The following is a 25479-nucleotide window of genomic DNA, read 5'->3' as shown; positions in this document are numbered from 1 at the left end:
ACTATGACGCAGGATATGCGTGCCGCGGTATTCATGGGGGAAGGACGCCTCGAGCTCGTCGAGCGGCCTCGTCCCTCTATCGATCGGCCCGAGGACATCGTGCTGCGCGTGCGTGCGGTCGGCATCTGCGGGTCTGACCTGCACATTCTCGATGTGCCGCCGACGCATCCGGCGAAACCGGGTGTGATCTTCGGACACGAGTTCTGCGGCGAGGTCGTCGAGGTCGGCCCGGAGGTGCGTGACATCAGCGTCGGTGACCGTGTGGCGATCGACCAGAACCCGCCGTGCGGCCGCTGCGAGTCGTGTCGCACCGGCAGCCCGAACTTCTGCAAGGTGGTCTTCGACAACCCCGAGTGCGATCTTCCTGGCTGGCCGAACACACCGGGGCAGTGGTGGGACGGCGGTATGGCGGAGTACGTGCGTGTGCCGTCCTACTTCGCCTACCGGGTCTCGGATAAGACGCCGATGGAGCACATCGTCGTCGCCGAGCCGCTCGGCTGTGTGCTGAACGGCGTGCATAAGGCCGGCGTGCGCCCCGGTGAGAGCGCCGTGATCATCGGCGGCGGCCCGATCGGCCTGCTCACCGTGATGGTGATGCGGCTGCTCGGCGCCGGTGACATCATCATGGTCGAGCCGTCCGAGGCGCGCCGTACTGTGGCGCTGCGGCTCGGGGCGACCGTCGGCATCGATCCTCGCGACACCGATGTGGTCGCGGCGGTGCGCGAGGCTACGGGCGGCAAAGGGCCGACGCTGATCTACGAGGCGGTCGGCTCGCAACTCGACGCCGCGGTCGCGATGGCCGCCGATGAGGCGCGGATCGTGGTCGTCGGAATCAACTCGGCCGTGCGCGCCGGCTTCGCGCCCACAGACATCGTGAACAAGGAGTTGAGCATTCACGGCGCATTCCTCATGCGCAACACGATGCGCGAGGCGCTCGACCTCATCGAGAACGGCTCGATCCCGGTTGCCGAGATCGTCAGTCACGTGCTTCCTCTCGAAGAGGTGCACGAGGGGATGCGGCTGGCTCGTTCGGGTGAGGCGCTGAAGGTGGTGTTCACTCCATGATCTCCGAGGATGTCAAGACTGTGCGCAACGGCGCACAAGATGACCGTAAGAGGTGGGTGTTCGTCACCGGTGGAGCGTCGGGCATCGGCGAGGGTATCGCCCGCGTGCTGCACGACAGCGGCTACGGCGTGATCCTCGCCGACCGTGACGCCGAGCGGCTCGCCGAGGTGTCCGCCTCGTTCGAGCACGTGCGCACGGTCGTGGCTGACGTGAGCGACCCGGCCGCCACCGCAGTGATGCGTGACGCGGCGGAATCAGTCGACGGGCTCTGGGGACTCGTGAACGCTGCCGGCATCTCGATGGTGAAGCACTTCCTGCTCAACACGGAGGAGGAGTGGACGCGCATTCTGCGGGTGAACCTTGAGGGCACCTTCCGCAGCATCGGCGCGATCGCCCCGGTGCTGAAGAACAACGGAGGCGGAGCGATCGTGAACATCGCCTCGATCACCGGCCGGGCGCCGGCCGCGCTGCAGGCAGCCTACGCCGCGTCGAAGGCAGGTGTCATCGGTATGTCGAAGAGTCTCGCGTTCGATTTCGGCCCACTGGACATCACGGTCAACGCGGTGTGCCCCGGTGTCGTGCGCACACCGATCTGGGATCGCATTCTCGAACAGGATGCGGCCGCGACCGGGCGCAGCGAGGACGAGATCTTCGCCGAGCACGTGAAGCCGATCCCGGTCGGCCGTCCGCAGTCGGTGCAGGATATCGGTGAGATCAGTCGTTTTCTGCTCTCCGATGCTGCGCGAAGCATCTCGGGCGAAGAGATCGGGGTCACGGGCGGCATGGGCTTCGTCGAGTTCGATTTCGCGACCGCAGCGCGAGAACTGCCGGAGCAGCTGTGAACGCCGCGAGCGCAGTCGGAGATGCGAGCGTTGCGACCGACACCGAGGTCATCGCCTCCTGCTGGACGAGCGCCGGACGGGTGGCCCCGCTCGACCCCGATGAGCGCAGTACGTACTCCATCGACGAGCGCATAGCGGCTCTCGTGAAGACGGGTTGGTCTGGCATGGGTCTCAACCAAGCCGACCTTGCCGAGATGCGCGGCACGATCGGTTTCGCCGAGCTGCGACGCAGGCTCGATGTCGCCGGGTTGAAGTACCGCGAGGTCGAGTTTCTGAATGACTGGTGGAAGGCCGAGGAGCTCTGGCGTGACACGTGGGAGCTGCTGCTCGAGGCGGCTGAAGCGATCGGAGCTTCGTTCGTGAAGGTCGGCGCTGCGTTCGACGGGCCTGAGGATGACTTCGGGTACCTCGTCGAGCCGTTCCGCCGTCTCGGTCGCGAGGCGGCGGAGCGCGGGCTGCGCGTCGCCATCGAACCCATCGCCTTCTCGGGGGTCGACACGTCGCCGAAGGGTGCGGCACTCGTCCGAGACGTGGGGCTGTCGAACGTCGGCATATGCATCGACTTCTGGCACGTTTTCCGTGCGGGCACGTCCTTCTCCGAGATCACAGCTCAGGTGCCTGGCGAGCAGATATTCTCCGTCGAGATGGGAGACTGCCCGAGGGAATCGCTGCCTGATCTCTTCATCGACACGACGGACAACCGACGTCTCTGCGGCGAGGGGGACTTCGATGTGCAGGGGCTGGTCGATGCGATCCGTGCGACTGGATTCCACGGCCCCTGGGGAGTGGAGATGCTATCGCGGGAGTATCGGGAGCTGCCGCTCGAGGCGGCGCTGCGAGCGGCTCACGACGCTGCTCTGCCATATCTGCGGGAGTAGATTCGGGGCGGGCGGATCGTGGCTGGAAGGCCGAGCTGCGTTTCGCCCGCCGACCCGGACCGGTCGTCTGCTGCGCGTCGGCATTGACGCGCAGCAGCGGATGCGTCTAAAATTTGGACCGGTCCAAGATCAATGGAGACTCAGGGTAAGGGGCAAGATGAACGCGGAGAGCACACCCGGGAATGGCCGTTACGGCCTCTTGATCGGCGGCGAGTGGCGAGAGGCGTCCGACGGCGCGCGCGCCGAGGTCCGCTCGCCATACGACGGCCGTGCGGTCGGGGAGGTCGCGGTTGCTACCGCCGACGACGTGACCGCGGCCGTCGATGCGGCTGAGCGAGGTGCCGCGGTGTGGCGTCGCACCCCCGCCCACGAGCGCGCCGCTGTCCTCAACCGCGCAGCTGATATCGCCGACCAGCGCGCCGACGAGATCGCCGCGGTCATCTCGGCTGAGAACGGCAAGCCGCTCGGCGAAGCTCTCGGGGAGGCGAAGCGCTCCGGCGCCATCATCCGCCTCTCTGCTCACGAAGGCAGCCAGCTCTACGGCGTCAGTCTGCCTCTCGACGCGAACCCGGGTACGGGGCAGGAGAAGGTGGGCTTCACGCTCCGCCAGCCTGTCGGGGTCGTCGTCGCCATCACCCCGTTCAACTACCCCGCGTTGCTGGTTCTCCACAAGGCTGGCCCGGCCCTGGCGGCCGGCAACGCGGTAATTCTCAAGCCCGCCGGAGCAACGCCGCTCACCGCGCTCGCTCTTGCGAAGATCTTCGTCGATGCGGGCGTGCCCGAGGGGGTCGTCTCGGTCGTAACGGGATCCGGCGGTGTGCTCGGCGATGCTCTTGTCACGGATCCCCGAGTGCGCAAGATCTCCTTCACGGGGTCGACCGGAGTGGGCGAGCGGATCGCGTCGATCGCGGGGGTGAAGAAGCTCTCGCTCGAACTCGGCGCCTCGTCTCCGACGCTTATCCTGCCGGGCGCGGACATCGAGAAGGCCTCCTCCGCGGTCGCCGCAGGAGGATACGTGAATGCCGGACAGGTCTGCATCTCAGTGCAGCGCGTGATCGTGCATCGTGATGTCGAGGCCGACTTCATGGATGCCTTGCTGCCCAAGGTCGCGGCGATCCGCATGGGAGACCCTTTCGCCGAGGGCACGACGCTCGGGCCGCTCATCGCGGAGCGCGAAGCGATCCGCGTGGAGCAGAGCATCGGCCGTGCCGTCGAGGACGGGGCGCGTCTGCTCACCGGCGGAGAGCGCGACGGCGCGTTCGTCTCGCCCGCGGTCGTGACGGGAGTGGACACCCATCAGGCTTTCGCCCAGGAGGAGCTCTTCGGCCCTGCTGTCGCGGTGACCTCGGTGGTCAGCTTCGAGGCGGCGCTCGACGCCGCGAACGGCACGTCCTACGGTCTCGCTGCGGGCGTCTTCGGCGGCACTCTCGGAGAAAGCGTTCGTGCGATGCGCGAGATCGACGCGGGAAGCGTGCACATCGGTTGGACGCCGCTGTGGCGAGCGGATCTCATGCCCTACGGCGGTCTCAAGGCCAGCGGTTACGGTAAAGAGGGCATACGGTCCGCCATCGAGGAGATGACAGAGGTGAAGACCATCGTGATGCACGGGTGAGCCCCGTCAGCCCGCGCGACATGAGCGAAGCGAATGCGGCCGCGGGACACAGATACATGGATCCCGCGACTCGATATTGCGCGGGATGACAACAGAGAATCCGAACAGATTGCAAGGGAGCAGAGGAACAATGGTCCAGGGAACATCGGGGCAGACGGTACGCCTCACGGTCGCACAGGCGATCGTGCGCTACGTCGCAGCCCAGTACTCGGTCGCCGACGGAGAGCGGCGCCGGTTCGTTCCGGCGGCGCTCGGAATCTTCGGGCACGGCAACGTCGCCGGACTCGGCCAAGCGCTCGCCGAGCACGCCGATCGCCTACCGTTCGTGCAGGGGCGCAACGAGCAGGCGCTTGGCCACATGGCGACCGGTTTCGCAAAGGCCACGAAGCGCCGCCAGACCCTCGCGGTCACGGCATCGATCGGCCCGGGCGCGACGAACCTCGTGACCGCTGCGGCGCTCGCAACGGTGAACCGCATCCCGCTGCTGCTCTTCCCCGGGGACACCTACGCCACTCGCCGTCAGGGGCCCGTACTGCAGCAGCTCGATCTACCCGGATCCGGGGATGTCACCGCGAATGATACATTCCGGCCCGTGTCGCGGTTCTTCGACCGCATCAACCGTCCCGAGCAGTTGCTCACCGCGCTCCCGCAGGCGTTCCGCGTGCTCGCGAATGCAGAGGAAACCGGCGCCGTCGTGGTGGCGCTGCCCCAGGACGTGCAGTCTCACGCCTTCGATTTCCCGGTCGAGTTCTTCGAGGAGCGCGATTGGCCGATCCGTCGCCGCGCAGTCGACACGGAAGAGGTCAAGCACGTCGCCGAACTCATCAAACGGGCGGAGCGCCCGCTCGTCATCGCCGGCGGCGGTATCCACTACTCAGATGCTCAGGCGGAGCTCACCGCGCTCGGGAAGCAAACGCTGCTGCCGGTCAGCGAGACCTTCGCCGGCAAGGGCGCTATCACGGAGGACGGCCCGTGGAGCGTCTTCGGCATCGGCCTCGAGGGCTCCCCGAATACGAATCGTCTCGCCGAGCGCGCAGACCTCGTGGTGCACATCGGCACCCGCCTCACTGATTTCGCGACCGCCTCGCAGTCTCTGTTCGCGAACCCCGATGTGCGCTTCGCCTCGATCAACGTCGTCGAACACGACGCCGTGAAGCAGGGCGCCACCGCGATCGTCGCGGACGCGAAGCTCGCGCTCACCGCGCTCGCCGCAGAGCTCGACGGCTACTGCGTACCCGCCGCCTGGGCCGATGAGGTCGAGGCCGCTCGTGCCGCCTGGGTGCCCGTGCGCGACGCCGCGCTCGATCCTGACACCCGGTTCCCCAAGGAGGAGCATCCCGAGCTCCCCGAGACGGACGCGGTGCTCACCCAGGGCCAACTCATCGGCCTCATGCAGGAGCACGCGCGATCCGGTGACACGATCGTCGCAGCGGCGGGCGGGCCTCCCGGCGATCTGCAGAAGGTGTGGGACGCGACCGGCGGCCGTCACGCGCACCTCGAGTTCGGCTTCTCGTGCATGGGCTACGAGCTGCCCGCCGCGATGGGTGTGCGCGTCGCGGATCCCGATCCTGCCCACCGGATCACGGCTTTCATCGGCGACGGCACCTTCATCATGATGCCGACGGAGATCGTCACGGCGGCGCAAGAGGGCATCCCCTTCACTGTCGTCATCTCCGAGAATCACGGTTACCAGGTGATCCGTCGTCTGCAGATGTGGCGTACGGGCGAGCACTTCGGCAACGAGTTCCGCTACCGCGAGGGCGAGGGTGCGCTGGTGGGCGCCGTCGAACGTGCGGAAGCGGCAGCGGCGCGCGCCGATCGGCTCGAGGGCGACTACCTGAAGATCGATCTCGCCCAGATCGCCGCGGGTCTCGGCGCAGAGGTGAGGCGGCCGACCACGGCTGCCGAGGTGCGCACCGCACTCGATGAGACTCGCGGCGCCCGGGGTCCGGTCGTGCTCGTCGTGCCCACGATTCCGCACGCCGACCTGCCGGGTGCCGAGGCCTGGTGGGACGTCTCGCCGGCAGAGGTCTGGGAGCACGTCGACACCTCCGAGAAGCTCGCGGAGTACGGCGAGGGCCTTGCCATGCAGCGGTGGCACGGATGAGCGTCGAGCCGAACCCCCTGGCACCGGGTCGTTCACTGCGCGAGCGGTTCCTCGCGGGAGAGACGACGATCGGCACTTTCCTCGGTCTCGGGTCCGTGAGCGCCGCTGAGGTGTGTGCTGCCTCCGGCCTCGACTGGGTGCTCGTCGATCTCGAGCACGGCGGCGGCGACGAGGATCAGGTCGGGGCGATCGTCGCGGCCGCCGGTGCGTACGGCACCGCCACCGTCGTGCGCGTGGAGCAGCCGGAGCGGATCCGGATCGGCCGCGTGCTCGACGCCGGCGCGGCCGGAGTGATGTTCCCGCGCATCTCGAGCGCGGCCGAGGCCGCCGAGGCGCGCAAGCATCAGCTGTACCCGCCGGAGGGGGACCGGGGCGTCGCAAGCTACAATCGGGCCGCTCGCTGGGCGCTCGACACCGCGGCTCTCGACCGCTCGAACGAGCAGGCCATCGGCATCGTGCAGATCGAGACGCGAGGTGCGGTCGACGATCTCGAGGCGATCGCGGCGACGCCCGGGGCAGATGTGCTGTTCGTCGGGCCGCAGGATCTGAGCTATGCGCTCGGGGTGCCGCGTCAGTTCGACGATCCCGGGTTCCAGGAGGTGCTCGACGGGGTCGTCGACGCTTGCCGTAGGCACGGCAAGGTCGCGGGAATCCTCGCGAATGACCGAGCAGCCATCGAGCGCTATCGCGAGCGCGGCTTCGGCTTCCTCGCCCTCGGATCCGACGCGACGCTGCTCGCGGCCACGGTGCGTGCATCGATCCCCGACGGGCTGGGAACCGCGCGATGAGCCGGGCGGATTACCCGGTCGCAGCCGAGGCCGTCGTCGTGGGGTTGGGGCCGGTCGGTTCCGAGCTCGTGCTGCCCCACCTGCCGGAGAACGTGCTTTTCGTCGCCGAGCCTTCTGCCGGTGATCTCGCGGTGGCGGAGGGCGCCATCGTTCGGGCGGCGTACGACGTCGACCGCGATCTGCTCGCGCGCATGCCGAGGCTGCGCGTGGTGGCGCGCACCGGGGTCGGGGTCGAGCGCGTCGATGTCGCGGCCTGCGCTGAGCGCGGAGTCGCGGTCGCGGTGACCCCCGGCAGTAATAGCCGGGCTGTGGCCGAGGGTGCGTTCGCCATGATCGCCTCGCTCGTGAAGCGTGTGGGCGAGTCGAACGCCTTCGTCGCGTCCGGGCAGTGGGGCAGCGGGTCGATCCCCGTGCCGGGCGATCTCTACGGCAAGACGCTCGCCGTGCTCGGCTTCGGCCGCATCGGTCGGATCATCGCCGGGTTCGGAGCGGCCTTCGGAATGCGGATCGTGGTGCACGATCCCTTCGTGCAGGCCGAGGAGTACGAGAATACGAGCCTCGACGAGGCGGTGCGTCAAGCGGACGCGATCTCGCTGCACCTGCCCGGCGGCGGGGGCGAGCTGCTGCCCCTCGAACTGCTGCGCACCGCGAAGCCCGGCCTCGTGCTGGTGAACTGCGCGAGGGCGGACCTGGTGGACACGGCCACGCTGCAGGCAGCCCTCGATGCGGGGGTGCTCGGGGGAGTCGGCCTCGATGTCTTCGAGACCGAGCCCGTGCGGGAGCATCCTCTCGCCGGAGACCCTCGGGTGCTGCTGAGCCCCCACACGACGGGGCTCTCCGAGGGAGCCATGGCGGCCACGTTCCGCATGGCGGCCGAAGCCGTCACCGCCGTTCTGGCGGGCGGATCCCCGGCGCACACGGCCGCGGTCGCGTAATCACCGCGATTCCCGCGGGCCTTCGACGGAATGACGGGGGTCCCCGGGAATCGTGGGTCGCGAGGGCGCGCCCGCGGGTGTCCCGCGAGGCTCACCGACGCGAACTCCTAGACGAGGCGCCGATCGGCCTCGGTGAAGCAGGCGAGAGCGGCGCTGCGAGCTTCTTCGAGCGCGCGAGGGAGTTCGAGGGTCCGGTGCCGATCGGAGAGCATCTCGACCCCCCACATCCCCCTGTAACCAGTGCGCCGAACCGCGTTGATGAATCCGGGAACATCGAACGAGCCTTGACCGGGAAGCAGCCTGCGGTGCACGGTGTCTTCGAACAGGCTGCCGACAGGCCGCGTCGAGGCATCGTTGAGCTCGACCGCGAAGAGATACCTCCCGGGTAGAGACTCCGCGATCACCGAATAGTCCGTACCGGGCCTGGCGACGTGCCAGATGTCGAGGCAGAGACCGCCTGCAGGATTGTCGACGCCGGTGACGAGTTCGATGCCGGCCTCCAGATCGTGCATGGTGTGGGCGAAGGGCAGGAACTCGAGTGCTACGCGAGTGCCGTGCTCTGCTGCTTCCGTCGCGAGAGCATCGAAGCTCTCCGCGAAGCGCTCGGGGTCTGCGGGCGCAGCGGTGTCGGGACCGACCTTGACTGTGGCCGCGCCGAGGACTTCGGCTGCTGCGAAGATGTCGTGGCGCACGGCGTCCGAGGCTGAACGGCGATCGTCGTCCGCCCACCAGTCCTCGATGAGTTCGAGTTCGAGCTGTTCGATGCCGTGATCGTCGAGGAGACGTCGGATGTCTTCGAGGGGGCGCGCACGCTGGAATTCCATGAGGTCGGCGTGCACGAGGCCGAAGCCCGTCCAGCCGCCGGCGGCTGTCGCCGCAATGCGTTCCTCGAGGGTGAAGGGGCTTCGGTAGATGGGGCCTGCCGGGCTCGCCGAACCGGCGGTCGTCCAGCAGGTGGCGAGCAGTCGGGTTTCGCTGGTCACGTCGCTCCTTTGCGTGAGCACGACTTCGCCTTGACAGTGCAGTGCGTTCGTGTAATGATTTGGACCGGTCCAAGATTACCAGGGTGTTTCATCCTCGAGTCAAGGGCCCGGTGACACCGGGCTTCGCGGGCAGTTAGCGCTCGCGCGGTCGGGCAAATGCGGGCAGGTATTTCGAGTGTTGCCGAACAAAGAAGTTGCATTACGGTAAGCGCGAAGCGCAAGCTTTTGTAAAGACATAAGTTCAAAAACACGATGGAGTGAGACTATGTTGAAATCACGTAGGGGCCGGTGGGCCAAATTCGGGCTCGCGGGAATTGTCGCAACGGCCGCTCTGCTGCTGACGGCCTGCAGCGGGCCGGCGGGTGTGCAGGGTGAGAACAAGAGCGACGGTGATGGTGGTGGGGCTGGACCCGAGAAGACGATGAAGGTCGCTCTGATCACCCATTCCACTCCCGGTGATACCTTCTGGGACATCCTGCGCAAGGGTGCCGATGCGGCTGCGGATAAAGACGGCATCGAGGTGCTGTACAGCTCCGATCCCGATGGCGCTCGCCAGGCGCAGCTCGTCGAGCAGGCAGTGGACCAGAAGGTCGACGGTATCGTCGTCACCCTCGCGAAGCCCGAGGCCATGTCGGGAGCCGTGAAGAAGGCGACGGATGCTGGCATCCCGGTGTTCAGCATCAATGCCGGTGAAGGCTCCTACAAGGAGCTGGGTGTTCTGGCTCACTTCGGCCAGGACGAGAGGGTCGCGGGTCAGGCGGCCGGTGAGAAGTTCAACGAACTCGGGGCGAAGAAGGTGCTCTGCGTCATTCAGGAGCAGGGCCATGTTGGTCTCGAGGACCGGTGCGGGGGCGTGAAGGATACCCTCAACGGGGAGTTGGAGATCATCTATGTCACAGCTGCGGACCCCACCAACATTGCGTCTACGATCACGGCGAAGCTGCAAACCGACAGCACTGTTGATTACGTTCTGACGCTCGGTGCCCCCCAGGCCCCCATTGCACGTGATTCCATCGCTGAGTCCGGTAGCAGCGCTAAGCTCGCCACATTCGATATGAATCCCGACGTGGCCGAAGGCCTTGCTAATGGTGACCTGCAGTTCGCCGTCGACCAGCAGCCGTACCTGCAGGGCTACTCCGCCGTAGACGGCGTCTGGCTGCACAAGACCAACGCGAATGTGCTCGGAGGTGGTCAGCCCGTGCTCACTGGGCCGGCGATCATCACTCCGGACCAGGCGGACACGCTGAGCGAGTTCGTGAACAACGGCACCCGCTAGTTGCTGGTACTCCGAAGTGCAAGGACCTAGTCTATGAATGCTCAGGCGACTACCAAGCCGAGCGATGAGCGCGTCGCCTCCGCCTCCCTGTTCGTGAGATTTTTCACGAAGCCGGAGGCGGGGGCCACCGCCGCCGCCCTCGTGCTTGTGATCATGTTCGCGATCGTGGCTCCGCAGTTCACTCAGCCTGACTCGATCGCAACGACACTCTACGGCGCATCCACTGTGGGAATCATGGCGGTTGGTGTCTCCCTGTTGATGATCGGCGGGGAGGTCGATCTTTCCGCCGGTGTCGGTGTGACAACGGCGGGTCTTGCGGGAGCGCTGACGATCTACTGGTTCGCAGCAAACGTCTGGCTCGGCGTGCTCGTCTCGTTGGCGATCTCGCTTGGGATCGGCTTCCTCAACGGATGGCTGCTCACCAAGTCGAAACTGGCCAGCTTCATCGTCACATTGGCGACCTTCTTCATGCTGGCCGGTCTCAATCTGGGTCTGACCCGGTTGATCACCGGTGGCGTCGCAACTCCGTCTATCGGGCCGGCCTCCGGCTTCGAAACGGCGGCGGCGGTCTTCGCCGCGGATATTCCGGTGTTTGGGGTGAAGGTTAAGATCACGGTGTTCTACTGGATCCTGCTGGTCGCCATCGCCACGTGGATCCTGAAGCGTACTCGCGCAGGCAACTGGATCTTCGCAAGCGGAGGCGCGCCCGACGCAGCCCGTGCCGTTGGTGTGCCGGTGGTGAAGACCAAGATCGGCCTGTACATGGGTGTCAGCTTCTGTGCTTGGCTGCTGGGCATGCACCAGCTGTTCGCGTTCAAGACCGTGCAGTCGGGCGAGGGTGTGGGCAACGAGTTTCTCTACATCATCGCCGCGGTGGTCGGCGGCTGCCTCATGACGGGCGGCTACGGCAGCGCGATCGGCGGCGCGATCGGCGCCCTCATCTACGGCATGGCGCTCAAGGGCGTCGTGTACGCGGAGTGGAACCCCGACTGGCTGAAGTTCTTCCTCGGCGCGATGCTCCTCGGAGCGACCGTGCTCAACTTCACGCTGCAGCGCCGCGCGGGCAAGGGAGGCAAGAAATGAACGCCACGGCAATCGCGGCCCCGCAGGCCGGCGCGCCACTCGTCGAGCTCCGTGACGCGGGCAAGCGCTACGGCAACATCATCGCGCTGCGCGACGTGAGTCTGGAGGTGAGTCCCGGCGAGGTGATGTGCGTGCTCGGCGACAACGGCGCCGGCAAGTCGACGCTCATCAAGATCATCGCCGGCCTGCACCAGAACACCGAGGGCGCCTACCTCGTCGAGGGCGAGGAGGTGAAGTTCAACTCGCCCCGCGAGGCGCTCAACCGGGGCATCGCGACGGTGTACCAGGATCTCGCCGTCGCGCCGTTGATGCCAGTGTGGCGCAACTTCTTTCTCGGCTCCGAAGTGACGAAGGGGTTCGGCCCGTTCAAGCGTCTCGACGTCGACTTCATGCGGAAGACCGCAAAGAAGGAACTGCTCGATATGGGCATCGATCTGCGCGACGTGGATCAGCCGATCGGCACCCTCTCGGGTGGCGAGCGCCAGTGCGTCGCCATCGCCCGCGCCGTGTACTTCGGCGCGAAGGTGCTGATCCTCGACGAGCCGACCGCCGCTCTCGGAGTAAAGCAGTCGGGCGTGGTGCTGCGTTACATCATTCAAGCGCGCGACCGAGGTCTGGGTGTGATCTTCATCACGCACAACCCGCACCACGCCTACCCCGTGGGCGACCGCTTCCTGCTGCTGAAGCGCGGCCAGAGCATCGGCTATCACGAGAAGTCGGAGATCACGCTCGAGGAGCTCACCGGGCTGATGGCGGGCGGCGCCGAGCTCGAGCAGCTGGTGCACGAGCTGCGCCAGGTCGGAACGAACACCGACACCGTGCGCACCATCCGCAACGAGATCGAAGAGGATGCCACAGCCGGTGTCGGCCACGTGCCCGTGACGGAGGCTGTCAACATTCGAGATCTTCCGGAGGCTGAGGGCAAGTAGCCGGCAGTCGCCCGTGCGAGAGGCACCGCACCGCTCAGGTGCGGTGCCTCTAAGCTTGACTCATGACGGCGGATGTGGAGCGAGTCGCGGTAGTCTCGGGCGCGGGCGCCCCTGATGGGATCGGGTTCGCGACGGCGATGCGACTTCTGCGAGCGGGGTACCGCGTGGTCGTGGGGGCCACGAGCGACCGCATCCTCGCCCGTGCGGAAGAGCTGGGGCACGTCGTCGCGGAATCGCGTGGCCGGAACGACGTACCTCTGGTGATCCCCGTCATCGCCGATCTCACCGAGGAGGCGGGAGCCGAACGCCTGGTGGCCGCCGCGATCGACGGCTTCGGGCGGCTCGATGTGCTCGTGAACAACGCGGGCATGACCTCGGTCTCCGATCCGCAGGATCCCGCTCCCGCCTCCGAGCTCGACCGGGCAGGTTGGGATCACGCGATCGCCCGGAATCTCACGACGGCCTACCTGGTCTCCCGATGCGCCCTGCCCCATCTCACGGCGGCGGAGCACGGGCGTATCATCACCGTGTCGTCGGTGTCGGGTCCGCTGCTCGCCTACCGCGGTGATGTCGCCTACCACGCGGCGAAGGCCGGGCTCGTCGGGCTCACCCGGTCCCTCGCCGTCGACCTGGCCGCGGAGGGCACCACGGCCAACGCGGTCGCCCCGGGCTGGATCAGGACCGGCTCGGCGACCGAGCACGAGAACCGGATGGGCGATGCGACCCCGATGGGGCGCTCAGGCACGCCCGACGAAGTGGCGGCAGTGATCGAGTTCCTGGCCTCGCCAGGCGCCTCCTACGTCACCGGGCAAGTGCTCGTGGTCGACGGCGGCAACGCCATTCAGGACGAGAAGGGGGCCTGAGCGTCACCTCCGCGGCGTCGCGGCACGGTGTCGGTGTGGTAGGCGGCTGTCAGGTCTCGTGGGATGGGCGTTGACAGGCGTGACGCTGTGTCCGTACAATTTGGACCGGTCCATTTTGATCCGGCCCATCCGCAACGAGGCACGGTGCGCAGCACCTCGAATGAAAGAAACGCGATCATGCAGACGAATGAAGACGGCACCACCACGATCGGCGTCGGGCTCATCAGTGTGGGATGGATGGGCCAGCTGCACAGCCGGGCCTACGCCAACCTGCGTTACGCCTACCCCGACCTCAAGATCCGCCCCCGTCTCGTGCACGCGGCAGATCCCGCCCCCGCGCGGGCCGAGGAGGCCGTCGAGGTGCTCGGCTATGAGCGGGCCTCGGCCGACTACCGAGAGGTGCTGAACGATCCCGAGGTCGACGTCGTCTCGATCTGCGCTCCCAATTTCCTCCACGCCGAAATCGGTATCGCTGCGGCGAAGGCGGGCAAGCACTTCTGGATCGAGAAGCCCGTCGGCCGTGGAGAGCACGAGACTCGAGCGGTGGCCGAGGCCGCCACCGAGGCCGGCGTGGTCTCATCGATCGGTTTCAACTACCGGCACGCTCCCGCTATCGAATATCTGCGAGAGCTCGTCGCGGAAGGCAAGCTCGGTCGCATCACGAACGTGCGTGGCCAGATGTTCGCCGACTACTCCGCCGACCCCCGCGGCGCGCTGTCGTGGCGCTTCGTGAGGGGGCTCGCGGGCAACGGCGTGCTGGGTGATCTGATGGGTCACCTCGTCGACCTGGTGCAGTACACGCTGGGCCCGATCCACGAGGTCAGCGCGCTCGCCTCGACCGTCTATACCGAGCGCCCCGAACTGCCGATGGGCACGGGCACGCACTTCGCGGTCATCGAGGACGGCGAGATGAAGCCGGTCGAGAACGAGGACTACGCGGCGATGCTCGTGCGCCTCTCGGACGACGCCTCCGCCTCCGGGGCGGTCGGCACCCTCGAGGCGTCCCGGGTCGCAGTCGGGCCTCGCGCCAGCTATGGCATCGAGGTCTACGGCACCGAAGGCTCGGCCTACTGGGATTTCGAGCGGATGAACGAGCTGCACCTCTCAGGCGGCCTCGGTACGGAGAACCAGGGTTACACACGCATCATGGCACGTCCCGGCATGGGCGATTTCGCGCGGTTCCAGCCGGGAGCCGGCACCTCCATGGGTTACGACGATCTCAAGGTGATCGAGGCGAAGAAATTCCTGCAGGCCGTGCTCGGCCGCGAGGCGCTGAACTCGAACATCCAGGACGCGCTGTCGGCCGCCCAGGTCGTCACCGCTGCCGAGCGCTCGGCCGAATCCCGCAGCTGGGAGCCGAGCGCCCCCGTGGCCGGCACTACCGCCTCGAAGCGGGACTGATCCCGTACCCCACAACTCGCATTATCCCGACAAAGGAGTCCCCATGAACGCACGCATCGCATCGGCCCCCATTAGCTGGGGAGTCATCGAGGTCCCGGATTGGGGGGTGCAGCTCGATCGCGAGCGAGTCCTCTCTGAGATGGTGTCGCTCGGTATCTCGGCCACCGAGTTCGGCCCGGAGGGTTTCCTGCCGGATGCTCCCGCGGAGCGAGCCGCGGTGCTCGCGGAGGCCGGCCTGCAAGCCGTCGGCGGTTTCTTTCCGGTCGTGCTGCACAAGACGGCGGAGCCGGGCGCGCCCGGCGATCCGCTGCCGATCATCGAGCGGGAGCTCGAGGCGTACGTCGCCGCCGGCGCGGGCACGATGGTGCTGTCGGCGGTAACCGGCGAAGACGGCTATGACGGAGTCGCCGAACTCACCGAGCCCGAGTGGGCCGCTCTGTTCGCGAACCTCGACCGCGCGCTCGACGCCGCTGCCGCAGTCGGGGTCGTCGCCACGCTGCACCCTCACCTCGGCACCGTCGTCGAGTCGCCCGAGGCCGTCGCCCGGGTCATCGCGGGATCGCGGATCGGCCTCTGCCTCGACACCGGCCACTACACGCTCGGCGGTGGCGATCCCGTCGATTTCGTCGAGCGATACTCCGATCGGATCGTGCACGCCCACCTCAAGGATGTGAGCCTCGAAGTCGCCGCGCGCGTACGTGCGGGCGACGTCGGCTACAGGGAGGGGGTGCGTCAGGGCATGTACCAGGCGCTCGGCTCCGGCGACGCCCGCATCGGCGAGATCGTGTCGGCGCTGCGCCGCTCCGGGTACGACGGGTGGTATGTGCTGGAGCAGGACACCGTCGTGGAGAACGAGGAGGACGCCGCGCGGGCGCTTGAGAACGCCCGGCGCAGTGTCGCCTTCATCCGCTCCGCCGTCGAGGCCGAGCCCGAGTCCGCGGCGGTGCCCGCATGAGCGAGCAGTTGCGGATCGGCCTGCTGGGGGCCTCGCGCATCGCGGAACTCGCGGTGACCGAGGCGAGTCGGGAGACCGGAGACGTGCGTGCCGCTGTGGCGGCTCGGGATCCAGAGCGTGCGCGGGCCTACGCGGCGGAGCACGGCTACGAGGGCATCCGGGAGGGCTACGAAGAGCTCATCGCCGACGACTCGCTCGACCTGATCTACATCGGCCTGCCGAACGGTCTGCATGCGACGTGGACGATCGAGGCGTTGCGGGCGGGCCGCAACGTGCTCGTCGAGAAACCCTTCGCTTCCAACCTCGCCGAATTCAATATCGTCGCGGCGGAGCTCGAGCGCTCTCCGGGATGGGCGTGGGAGGCCTTCCACTACGCCGACCACCCGCTCATGTCGCGCCTCATCGAAGTCGTGCGGAGCGGGGAGATCGGCGAGGTGCGCGAGCTCCGCGTCAATATGTTGATGCCGCCACCACCCGCCTCCGATCCGCGCTGGAACTTCGACCTCGCCGGCGGCACGATGATGGATCTCGGCTGCTACGCGATCAACGGACTGCTCCTCCTCGGCGCCTCCCTCGGGCTCCCGCTCGAACTGCGGTCCGCCGAGTCGACCCCGTACGGACCCGATCCTCGCCTGGATGCCACGGTGCATGCGGAATTCGTGCTCGGCGATGCTCCGGCGACGATGCGTACCAGCATGGAAAGCCTCGAGTGGGACTTCAGCTTCGAGGTCAGAGGCACCAGTGGCTCGGTGCGCGCTCCGAACTTCGTCAAGCCGCAGGAGGACGACCGGCTCCTGGTGCGGGTCGGAGACGTCGAACGGATCGAGCGTCTCGGCATCGTCTCCTCGTATACCTACCAGCTGCAGCGCATTCGCCAGGCGATCCGCTCGGGTGAGCATTCAGTGGATGCGCTGGGGCGTTCTCGACGCACCGCGGAGCTCATCGACGCAGTGTATGCCATGAGCGGCCTGCCGTTGAGGCCCGGCCGACTGAGCTGAATCCCGGCTGATCAAGCTGAGCGGGGCCGGCAGAGGTCGGCCCCGGTGCCCAAGCCGCATTGCAGAGGAGCGAACGACGTGCAACGACTCATGAACGACAAGATCCTGCTGGTTACCGGCGGAACGCAGGGGCTCGGGCTGGCGATAGCGGAGGCGGCCGCGAGAGAGGGTGCGGCCGGCATCGCGATCGTCGGGCGCAGCGAGGAGAAGGCCGAGAGAGCCGTCGAGCGCCTGCGAGCGCACGGCGTCGAGGCGCTCGCAATCATCGCGGATCTGGCTGAACCGGGTGAAGCAGAGCGGGCCGTGGCCGAAACCGTGGAGCGTTTCGAGCGTGTCGACAGCCTCGTGAACGCGGCGGGCGCGACGAGCCGCGGCACCCTGCTCGACACGACGCGCGAGCTGCTCGACGAGCACCTCGCTGTGAACCTCGTGGCGCCGTTCATGACGATGCAGGCCGCCGTGCGCGACATGCGGCGCCGCCGCGCTCCCGGCACGATCCTGAACATCATCTCGATGGCGATGCACGGCGGGCAGCCCTATCTCGCGCCCTACACCGCTTCGAAAGCAGGTCTCGCCGGTCTCGTGCGCAACGCGGCTTTCGCCCATCGCTTCGACCGGATCCGCATCAACGGCCTCAATATCGGCTGGACCGCCACCCCGGGGGAGACTGAGACCCAGCGCACCTTCCACGGTGGGGGCGCCGACTGGCTCTCGCGGGCTGAGGCGGCGCAGCCCATGGGCAAGCTGGGGCAGCCCGACGAGATCGCCGACGCGGTCGTCTTCCTGCTGAGCGAGCGCAGCGGTGTGGTCACGGGATCGATCATCGATTGGGATCAGAACGTGCCCGGGGCATACGACCAGTAGTCACTCGGCCATCGAGAGCAGATTTGTGAGACCGTGAGGAGCATCGCATGAGGATCGGCATCATCGGCACCGGGGTCATGGGCGCCTTCCATGCACAATTGCTGCATGGAGAAGTCTCGGGGGCGACGGTGACCGCGGTCGCGGATCCGGATCCCGAGCGCGCCGGCGCCGCGGCGGCCGCCGTCGGCGCGATCGCGCTGAGCGACCCCCGGGAGCTCATCGCCCACCCCGAGGTCGACGCGGTGCTCATCGCCTCGCCCGACTTCCTGCACGCCGAGCAGACGCTCGCCTGTATCGCCGCGGGCAAGCCGACGCTCTGCGAGAAACCGCTCTCGTACTCGGTCGAGGAGGCGGATTGGGTCCTCGTCGCGCACCGCGCCGCGGTGGGCGACGGGATCCCCCTCGTGCACCAGGGCTTCATGCGTCGCTTCGATCCCGGCTACGTCGAGCAGAAGCGCGTCGTCGCTTCGGGTGCGCACGGCCGCCCCGTGATGGTGCACTCGATCGGCCGCGGCGTCGCGTCCGGACCCGGTGCCACCGACGAGACCGTCATCTTCAACTCGGCGATCCACGACCTCGACCTCGTGCCGTGGCTGCTCGACTCGCCCGTCACCGAGGTGAGCTGGCATGCTCCGGAGGCCCCCAGCGGCACGGGCGGCGGGCTGCGGGATCCCTTCCTGATCCTCCTCCGCACCGCCGACGGGGCCCTATCGACCGTCGAGGTGTTCCTCAACGCGCGCTACGGCTACGATATGCGCTGCGAGGTGGTCTGCGAGACGGGAGCGGTCTCGATCACCGAGCCGCACCGGGTCGCGATGGCGACCGGGCTCACGAGCCGCACCGGCATCCCGGAGGACTTCCGCCCGCGCTTCGCGGAGGCCTACCGCCTCGAACTGCAGGAGTGGGTGACGGCGCTGCGCGAGGGGCGGGCGCCGACGCTTGCGAGCGTCGAGGACGGTGCGGCGGCGACTCGCGTGGCCGCGGCGGCGGTGGCGTCGATGCGGGCGGGCGGGGCATTCGTCGCGGTCGCGGGCGCAGGCTCGGCCGGTGCCTCGGGGCTGGCTGCGGGATCGGGATCAGCCGCAGGTGCGGGATCGGGGGAGCCCCGATGAGTGAGCGGATCCTGCCCCTCCCCGACGTCCCCGACCCGAGGTCAGGCCCCTCGCTGCGCTGGGCGATCCTCGGCACCGGGTGGATCGCCGCCCGCTTCGTCGAGGCACTGCAGACTTCGACGAACCAGCGGATCGTCGCCGTCGGGTCGCGCACGCGGGCCCGCGCCGAAGCGTTCGCCGCCGAGCACGGCATCGAATCGGCCCACGGCTCCTACGAGGAGCTCGTCGCGGCCGACGCCGACGTGGTCTACGTGGCGACCGGTCACCTCGACCACTTCGGGCACGCGCGACTCGCGCTCGAGGCAGGCCGACCCGTGCTGATCGAGAAGCCCCTGACGCCGACCGTCGCCGAGGCGCGGGAGCTGGTTGAACTCGCCCGCGCGAAGGGGCTGTTCGCCATGGAAGCCGTGTGGTCGCTCGCGCTGCCCCGCTACTCGGTCGTGCGACAGGTGCTCGACAGCGGCATGCTCGGCGAGGTCGTCGAGGCCTCGGCGAACCTCGGAGAGCGTCTCGTCGACCACCACCGCGCCATGGACCCCGCGCAGGGCGGCGGCGCCATGAACGACATCGGCACCTACGTCATGATGTTCGCGAACGAGGTGCTGCCCGGCCTGCGGGTCACGGCCGCGCACGGCATGCGGCACGCGGTGCCGGGGATCGCGGGGCCGGGTGCGATCGGGCAGTTCCACGCACTGCTCGCGGACGAGCGGGATCGGCTGGCCACCGTGAGCGCCTCGATGTTGGCGGATACCCCGACCGCCGCCTACATCGCCGGCACCGAGGCGACGCTCGAGCTGGAGGCGCCCTTCTACCAGCCGGGGCCGGTCGTCGTGCGCTTCCACGACGGCGAGGAGCTGCGCTACGACGAACCCGCGCTCGCGCACACCCAGCTGTTCTGGGAGGCGCTCGAGGTCGCCCGCTGCATCTCCGAGGGGCTCACGGAGTCGCCGCTGCGCCCGCTCGCGCAGACGCTCGCCACGCTCTCGCTCATGGAGCAGGCGCGCGAGCTGATGGGCGACCCAGCCGCCTGAGCCCCTCTGCTCCTCAGTCGCTCGCGGGGTCTTCTTGAGGCCGTGCTCCGGCTCGCCTCCCTGCTCGAGGTACGGGTTTCGCATGCTGGATCGCGATCAGAGCTGCGAAATCCGTATCTCGGCTGGGGTAGGCGCGGAGTTCCTGTGGGTTTGCGGGCCTGCGGCGCGCCGGGCTCGGGAGCGGATCCTCGCCCCGCCCCTCACCCCCGCGTGAGCTGCGCCGCGAGCTGCAGCAGCAGCGGCTCCGACCCCGGCCGTCCGATCAACTGGGCGCCCATCGGCAGCGGTCCGCCGCCCGAGGGGTTCGGCACCTCGATCATGGGCACCGCGATCGCGGGCAGTCCGGAGACGTTCACCATCGACGTGAAGGGCGTCCACTCACACTGGGCGCGGTAGTCCGCGGCCGCGTCGAGGTCCATGAACGCGCCGATGCGCGGTGGCAGGGTCGCGAGCCCCGGGGTGAGCACGACGTCGTAGCGGCGCCACTCGGCGCGCAGCCCGGCGGCGATGCCCTGCAGCTCCTCGGCTGCTCGGAGGTGCGCCTCGCGCGGTGTCGCGATCGCCCGTTCGCGGTGGGTGCGTGTGAAGGGGGTGAGGAGCGCCTCGGCCTCGGGCGTCAGGTCGAGGAGCGACAGCCCCGCCATCCAGCAGCTCGTGAAGACCTCGGTGTAGCGCGGGTCGTACGCGATCCTCGCCTCTTCGACATGATGCCCGCGGGCGGCGAGCCCGGCCGCGGCTGCTTCGTAGGCGGCCAGCGCCTCGGGGGAGAGCGGTGTGGGGTGCGCGGCCTCGAACGGCGATGCCGTGCTCATGCCGATGCGCAGCCCCGTCACCGCATCGGCCTCGTGCACGGCGACGAGGGCGGGTCGCGGCGATCCGGTCATCGCGTCGAACAGCAGCGCGGCGTCCTCGGCCGTGCGCGCCAGCGGGCCGCTGACCGCGAGCCTGGGGGCTCCGAAGTCGTCGGTGCGTCCTCCGATCACGTCGGTGGGAACCGTTCCGAGGCCGGGCTTCATGCCGATGAGCCCGCAGGCGAGCGCCGGGATGCGGATCGACCCGCCCCCGTCGCTGCCCGGAGCGACCGGCAGCAGCCCCGCGGCGACCGCGGCCGCGCTGCCGCCCGACGACCCTCCCGGCGTGCGCTCGGGATCGAGCGGGTTGCGCGCGGGCGGCGCGACCAGGTTCTCCGAGTAGGAGTTGAGGCCGAACTCGGGCACCTGCGTCTTGCCCAGCGAGATCGTGCCCGCGGCGCGCAGCACGGCGACGCCGGGGTGGTCGTGCTCGGCGATCGCGTGGGGCAGTGCGGCAGTGCCGCGTGTCGTCGGTGCGCCGGCGACCTCCACGAGATCCTTGTGGGCGATCGGCAGGCCGTGCAGCGCGGGCAGAGCGCCTGGTCTGCTGCGCTGCTCGGGCGGAAGCGCTGCGAGGTGCGCGTCGGCCCCGTCGGCCTCGGCGAGGGCCTGATCCTCGGTCACGGTGACGAAGGCCCCGAGATCGGAGCGCTCCGCGATCCTGCTCAGGAAGTGCTCTGCGGTCTCGCGCGCCGAGATCTCGCCGGAGCGCAACGCCGCGTGCAGTTCGACGGCGGTCAGAGTGGATTCGCTCATGCCTCGACTCTACGTGCGGCGCTACCGCCCCGCACCCGCGTCCGCCCCGCACCCGCCCGCACCCGCCCCGCACCCGCACTCGTTCGCCCGCACCCGCCGCGCGCCCGCTCGCGTTCGCGTTGCCCTGCGACGCGGAGTCTCGAATTGCTGGTACCGACCGTGGAGTAGTAGCAGTTTGGGACTCCGCGACGGCGGGGCGGAGCAGGGGGCAGAGCAGGAAGGGCAAGAGCGGCTCTTGTTGCGAATGGTTCTCATGGTCGGTATGCTGAGATTCGTTCTCATCTAGAAAGCTCACTCATGTCACGAACCTCCTCCTCACGCCATCCGCTCCGCCTCGCCGCGCTGGGGGGCGCCGCGCTCGCCGCGGTGCTCGCCCTGACCTCCTGCGGTGCAGGGGGAGCAGGATCCGGCGACGCCTCCGACGAGCTCAAGGTCGTGGCGACCACCACGCAGCTCACGGACTTCGCCGCGCAGGTCGGCGGCGATGATATCCAGCTCACCGGTCTGCTCGCTCCCGGCGGCTCGGCGCACCACTTCGACCCGTCTCCCGCCGACCTGCTCGCACTGGGCGAGGCCGACGTGCTCATCGTCAACGGCGTCGGCCTCGAGACCTTCGTCGACAGCGCGATCGAGGCCTCCGGCTTCGACGGGGAGATCATCACCGCGGCCAACGGGCTCGATCCCGAGATGCTGCGCGAGGTGACCGCGGAGGGCGGCGGCGCCGAGGAGCACGATCATGCGCACGAGGGGGAGGCGGCGGATCACGCCGATGCGGAGCATGCCCACGACGAGCATGCTCACGAGGCCGAGGCTGAAGCCCACGACGAGCACGCCGAGGAGGAGCACGACCACGACCACGGCGATGTGAACCCGCACATCTGGACATCGCCCAGCAACGCCGAGGGCATGGTCTCGATGATCGCGGGCGACCTCGCGCGCATCGATCCCGATCATGCCGACGATTACACCGAGCGCGCCGACGCCTACGTCGCGCAGCTGCAGGATCTCGACGCCTGGGTCGCCGCGCAGTTCGAGAATGTGCCCGCCGAGCAGCGCGTGCTCGTGAGCGGCCACGACTCGCTCCGCTACTACCTGCACGACTACGGCATCGCGTTCGCCGGGTCGATCCTGCCGAGCTTCGAGGACAACGCCGAGCCGAGCGCCGCCGAGATGGACGCTCTGGTCGCGTCTATCAAGGAGCGCGGGGTGAAGGCCGTCTTCGTGGAATCGTCGATGAGCCCCAAGCTCGCGCAGACGATCGCCAAGGAAGCGGGGGTCGAGGTGGTCGACGCGGAGGCGCTGTACGCGGATTCGCTCGGCGCCCCGGACGCCGCGGAGGGTGCGGTCGACGACGGCATCAGCCCCGACACCTACATCGGCGCGACCGTGCACAACACGCGGGTGATCCTCGAGGCGTGGGGTGTCGAGCCCGAACCGCTTCCCGCTAGTCTGCAAGAGTGACCGCGCGCTCCGTCCCTGACGCCTTGCACCCCGAGACCGCCGCCGAGCCCGCGCTCGTCCTCGACGGCGCGGCGTTCGGTTATGCCGGCGAGACACGCGTCGAGCGCCTGAGTCTCGTGGTGCCCGCCGGATCGGCGGTGGCCCTCATCGGGCCCAACGGCTCGGGCAAGTCGACGCTGCTGCGCGGAGTGCTCGGCCTCGCGGAGCTGACCGCGGGCGGCGTGCGCGTGCTCGGCACTTCTCCGGATCGGGCGCGGCGCAGCATCGGCACGCTGCCGCAGGCGGACACTCGCGACACGGCGCTGCCGGTGAGCCTGCGTCAGGTGGTGACGATGGGGCTGTACCGCTCGCGGGGCCCCCTGCGACCGATCGGTCGTGACGGACGCGCGGCGGTAACCGATGCCCTCGAGCGCGTGGGACTCGCGACGCTCGCCGGGCGCAGGTTCGGCGAGCTCTCGGGCGGGCAGCAGCAGCGCGGGATCCTCGCGCGCGCACTGGTGTCGGATCCGCGCCTCCTGCTGCTGGACGAGCCCTTCAATGGTCTCGACCGCGAGAACCGCGACAAGCTGCTCGATCTCGTGCGCGAGCTGCGCGAGGAGGGCCGCACGGTGATCGTCTCGACCCACGACCTCGAGATCGCGCAGCAGGCGTGCACGCACGTGCTGCTGCTCGCGAGCGGCCACACCCCCTCCCAGCCGGGGCACCCCGCGGCGTTCGGGCCGCTCGGCGAGGCGCTCACGCTCGATGCTGTGCAGCACGCCTTCCAGGACACGACGGTCGAGCTCGACCAGCACACCGTGACGACGACCCGGGAGACCGAGTAGTGCTCGCCGCGGTCGCGGGCGTGCTCGCCGGCGCCGGATCCTCCCCCCTCGCCCAGACGCTGATCGGAGCGGGCCCGGTCGTCGCCGCCTCCCCCCTCGAGATCTTCGCGCTGCCGTTCATGTGGCGCGCGCTCGTGACCGTCGCGATCCTCGCGGTCGCCGCGGGAGTGGTGGGGCTCTTCATCAGCTTCCGCGAGATGGAGTTCGTGAGCGACGGTCTGGTCCACGCGGTATTTCCGGGGCTCGTGGTGGGGTCGGCGATCGGCGGCACTGCTGGCCTGCTGCCCGGGGCGGTCGTGGCCGCGGTGCTCGCGGCCGTGCTGTTCACGGTGATCGAGCGGCGCGGGATCGGCGCCGACGCCGCGATCGCGGTGGTGCTGACCGGCCTGTTCAGCCTGGGCGTCGTGCTCGTGTCGCGGCAGGAGAGCTACGTGTCGCAGCTGCAGGAGCTGCTCTTCGGGCGCCTGCTCACGGTGACGTCCACCCAGCTCTGGCAGATCCTGGTCGTCGCCGTCGCGGCGATCCTGATCGTGCTCGGCACGCGCCGGGCGCAGCTCTTCCGCGCCTTCGATCCGGCCGGTTTCGAGGCTGCTGGGTTCCGCACCCTCCGCACCGACCTCGCCCTGGGCATCGCCGTAGCGCTGCTCACCGTCGCGGGCGTGCAGGCGCTCGGCGTGCTCATGGTGGTGGCGCTGCTGACGGTGCCGATGGCGGCCGCGCGGCTCGTGACGCGCGGATTCGCACTGCTGGTGCCGATCGCGATCCTGCTGCCGCTGGCGGCAGGGATCGCGGGGTTGTGGCTGTCGTTCGAGTGGTCGGTCGAGGCCGGGGCGACGGTGTCGCCCGGCGCCGTGGTCGTGCTGCTGCTCGTCGCGGCGTATCTGCTCGCAGCGCTGCTGCGGATGACGGTTCTTCGGAGCAGGCCCGTCATTCGGAGCGGATCGCCGGAATCGCTCCGAGATACGGGTGAGCTCCGAAGTTCGGGACGCCGCGTCGACGCCGCAGAGGGGGCCGACTCGTGACCTACTTCGCGCTCGCGGCCCTCGAACTCGTGCTGCTCGGTCTGCTCTCGGGGCTTGCCGGCACGCTCATCGTGCTGCGGCGGCGCTCGTTCTTCGCGGTCGCGCTGAGCCACGCGACCTTCCCCGGCGGCGTGATCTTCGCGGTGCTCGGCTGGAACCTGCTGCTCGGCCAGGCTGTGTTCGCGCTGCTGCTCGTGCTCGTGATGACGCTGCTCGCTCGCATCCCCGGGCAGGGCAGACAGGTGGCGAGCGGTGTGGTGCTCTCGCTCGGCTTCGCGCTGGGGACGCTGCTGGCCAGCCTCAACTCCGGCCTCGGGGTGCCGGTCGAGGCGCTGCTCGTGGGGTCGCCGCTCGGGGTGTCCCCCGGAGACGTGCTCACCACCGCGATCGTGCTGGTCGTCACCGCGGCGGTGCTCGCGGTGATGCGGCGTCGGATCCTGTTTCACACCTTCGACCCCGTCGGATTCGCCGCGGCGGGTTTCCGCGCGTGGCCGGTCGAGCTCGTGGTCTCGGGCGCGGTCGCGGCCGCGGTCGTGGCGGCGATGCCCGCGGTGGGGGCGATCCTGGGCGTCGCGGTGCTGATCGGGCCCGCAGCCGCGGCGCGCGCGCTGACGTCGCGCATCGAGCGGATTCCGCCGATCGCGGCGCTGCTCGGGGTGGCCGGCGGGCTCGTCGGGCTCTGGGCGTCTCGGGAGTTCGGGATCGCGGCGGGCGGATCCGTCGGGCTCGTCATGACGGCGATCTTCGTCGTGTCCCTCGCGATCCGGGCGATCGCGCCGAGGCGGGTTCTGAAGTCCGCGTGAGCGGCGATGCCGCCGCGGGCCGAACTTCGCTACGGTGGAG

Annotated in this window: 23 protein-coding genes; 21 read left to right on the top strand and 2 right to left on the bottom strand. The window is 68.8% G+C overall.

The window, feature by feature from the left end; all coding sequences use genetic code 11:
* Positions 1-3 precede the first annotated feature (3 nt).
* The 7 genes from KVY00_RS09025 (at position 4) to KVY00_RS08995 (ending at position 8227) form a co-directional block, all read left to right on the top strand.
* On the top strand, positions 4-1065 hold the full coding sequence (locus tag KVY00_RS09025) for a zinc-dependent alcohol dehydrogenase (protein ID WP_223042652.1): 1062 nt from the start codon (positions 4-6) through the stop codon (positions 1063-1065).
* Entirely contained in the window at positions 1062-1907 is an 846-nt protein-coding gene (locus tag KVY00_RS09020; RefSeq protein ID WP_223042651.1) for an SDR family NAD(P)-dependent oxidoreductase, read from the top strand. Before KVY00_RS09025 ends, KVY00_RS09020 begins: the two co-directional genes overlap by 4 nt.
* Entirely contained in the window at positions 1904-2785 is an 882-nt protein-coding gene (locus KVY00_RS09015; protein ID WP_223042650.1) for a sugar phosphate isomerase/epimerase family protein, read from the top strand. Before KVY00_RS09020 ends, KVY00_RS09015 begins: the two co-directional genes overlap by 4 nt.
* A 157-nt stretch (positions 2786-2942) precedes the next feature.
* On the top strand, positions 2943-4397 hold the full coding sequence (locus KVY00_RS09010) for an aldehyde dehydrogenase family protein (protein ID WP_223042649.1): 1455 nt from the start codon (positions 2943-2945) through the stop codon (positions 4395-4397).
* Positions 4398-4527: 130 nt separating this feature from the next.
* Positions 4528-6504, top strand: a complete 1977-nt coding sequence (gene iolD, locus KVY00_RS09005) for a 3D-(3,5/4)-trihydroxycyclohexane-1,2-dione acylhydrolase (decyclizing) (RefSeq protein ID WP_223042648.1) — start codon at positions 4528-4530, stop codon at positions 6502-6504.
* Positions 6501-7292 carry an HpcH/HpaI aldolase family protein gene (locus KVY00_RS09000; RefSeq protein ID WP_223042647.1) on the top strand — a complete coding sequence of 264 codons (792 nt, stop codon included), beginning with the start codon at positions 6501-6503 and terminating at the stop codon, positions 7290-7292. Before iolD ends, KVY00_RS09000 begins: the two co-directional genes overlap by 4 nt.
* On the top strand, positions 7289-8227 hold the full coding sequence (locus KVY00_RS08995; protein WP_223042646.1) for an NAD(P)-dependent oxidoreductase: 939 nt from the start codon (positions 7289-7291) through the stop codon (positions 8225-8227). The genes KVY00_RS09000 and KVY00_RS08995 overlap by 4 nt, the downstream gene beginning before the upstream one ends.
* 107 nt (positions 8228-8334) lie before the next feature.
* On the opposite strand, the gene KVY00_RS08990 is transcribed toward KVY00_RS08995, so the two are convergent.
* Positions 8335-9210 (bottom strand): sugar phosphate isomerase/epimerase family protein, encoded by an 876-nt coding sequence (locus KVY00_RS08990; protein ID WP_223042645.1) that lies wholly within the window; start codon positions 9208-9210, stop codon positions 8335-8337.
* 265 nt (positions 9211-9475) lie between these two features.
* On the opposite strand from KVY00_RS08990, the gene KVY00_RS08985 reads away from it, so the two are divergent.
* The 10 genes from KVY00_RS08985 (at position 9476) to KVY00_RS08940 (ending at position 19722) form a co-directional block, all read left to right on the top strand.
* Positions 9476-10486 carry a sugar ABC transporter substrate-binding protein gene (locus KVY00_RS08985; RefSeq protein ID WP_223042644.1) on the top strand — a complete coding sequence of 337 codons (1011 nt, stop codon included), beginning with the start codon at positions 9476-9478 and terminating at the stop codon, positions 10484-10486.
* Positions 10487-10519: 33 nt separating this feature from the next.
* A complete protein-coding gene (locus tag KVY00_RS08980) occupies positions 10520-11569 on the top strand; it encodes an ABC transporter permease (RefSeq protein ID WP_223042643.1) in 1050 nt (349 codons plus the stop codon).
* Positions 11566-12498 carry an ATP-binding cassette domain-containing protein gene (locus KVY00_RS08975; protein WP_223042642.1) on the top strand — a complete coding sequence of 311 codons (933 nt, stop codon included), beginning with the start codon at positions 11566-11568 and terminating at the stop codon, positions 12496-12498. Before KVY00_RS08980 ends, KVY00_RS08975 begins: the two co-directional genes overlap by 4 nt.
* Positions 12499-12560: 62 nt before the next feature.
* Complete coding sequence (locus KVY00_RS08970) at positions 12561-13361, top strand: SDR family NAD(P)-dependent oxidoreductase (protein WP_223042641.1); 801 nt, start codon at positions 12561-12563, stop codon at positions 13359-13361.
* Between the two features lie 177 nt (positions 13362-13538).
* Entirely contained in the window at positions 13539-14762 is a 1224-nt protein-coding gene (locus tag KVY00_RS08965) for a Gfo/Idh/MocA family protein (RefSeq protein WP_223042640.1), read from the top strand.
* 43 nt (positions 14763-14805) lie between these two features.
* On the top strand, positions 14806-15717 hold the full coding sequence (locus tag KVY00_RS08960; protein ID WP_223042639.1) for a sugar phosphate isomerase/epimerase family protein: 912 nt from the start codon (positions 14806-14808) through the stop codon (positions 15715-15717).
* The gene (locus tag KVY00_RS08955) at positions 15714-16715 is read left to right on the top strand and encodes a Gfo/Idh/MocA family protein (protein ID WP_223042638.1); all 1002 of its coding nucleotides are present in this window, start codon (positions 15714-15716) and stop codon (positions 16713-16715) included. Before KVY00_RS08960 ends, KVY00_RS08955 begins: the two co-directional genes overlap by 4 nt.
* A 78-nt stretch (positions 16716-16793) precedes the next feature.
* Positions 16794-17579: an SDR family oxidoreductase gene (locus KVY00_RS08950; protein WP_223042637.1), complete on the top strand. Its 786-nt coding sequence runs from the start codon at positions 16794-16796 to the stop codon at positions 17577-17579.
* Positions 17580-17626: 47 nt separating this feature from the next.
* A complete protein-coding gene (locus KVY00_RS08945; RefSeq protein WP_223042636.1) occupies positions 17627-18691 on the top strand; it encodes a Gfo/Idh/MocA family protein in 1065 nt (354 codons plus the stop codon).
* Entirely contained in the window at positions 18688-19722 is a 1035-nt protein-coding gene (locus KVY00_RS08940; protein ID WP_255572570.1) for a Gfo/Idh/MocA family protein, read from the top strand. Before KVY00_RS08945 ends, KVY00_RS08940 begins: the two co-directional genes overlap by 4 nt.
* A 200-nt stretch (positions 19723-19922) precedes the next feature.
* On the opposite strand, the gene KVY00_RS08935 is transcribed toward KVY00_RS08940, so the two are convergent.
* Complete coding sequence (locus KVY00_RS08935; protein ID WP_223042635.1) at positions 19923-21329, bottom strand: amidase; 1407 nt, start codon at positions 21327-21329, stop codon at positions 19923-19925.
* Positions 21330-21626: 297 nt separating this feature from the next.
* On the opposite strand from KVY00_RS08935, the gene KVY00_RS08930 reads away from it, so the two are divergent.
* From KVY00_RS08930 to KVY00_RS08915, 4 genes are read left to right on the top strand one after another with little or no spacing between them, the layout of a single operon-like run.
* Entirely contained in the window at positions 21627-22790 is a 1164-nt protein-coding gene (locus KVY00_RS08930) for a metal ABC transporter substrate-binding protein (RefSeq protein WP_223042634.1), read from the top strand.
* Positions 22787-23614 carry a metal ABC transporter ATP-binding protein gene (locus tag KVY00_RS08925; RefSeq protein WP_255572569.1) on the top strand — a complete coding sequence of 276 codons (828 nt, stop codon included), beginning with the start codon at positions 22787-22789 and terminating at the stop codon, positions 23612-23614. Before KVY00_RS08930 ends, KVY00_RS08925 begins: the two co-directional genes overlap by 4 nt.
* Positions 23614-24636 carry a metal ABC transporter permease gene (locus KVY00_RS08920; protein ID WP_255572568.1) on the top strand — a complete coding sequence of 341 codons (1023 nt, stop codon included), beginning with the start codon at positions 23614-23616 and terminating at the stop codon, positions 24634-24636. The genes KVY00_RS08925 and KVY00_RS08920 overlap by 1 nt, the downstream gene beginning before the upstream one ends.
* On the top strand, positions 24633-25439 hold the full coding sequence (locus KVY00_RS08915) for a metal ABC transporter permease (RefSeq protein ID WP_223042633.1): 807 nt from the start codon (positions 24633-24635) through the stop codon (positions 25437-25439). The genes KVY00_RS08920 and KVY00_RS08915 overlap by 4 nt, the downstream gene beginning before the upstream one ends.
* Positions 25440-25479: the final 40 nt, after the last annotated feature.

This window comes from Leucobacter tenebrionis (assembly GCF_019884725.1).
Lineage (GTDB): Bacteria > Actinomycetota > Actinomycetes > Actinomycetales > Microbacteriaceae > Leucobacter > Leucobacter tenebrionis.
This window is presented reverse-complemented; position numbering and strand designations above follow the sequence as displayed.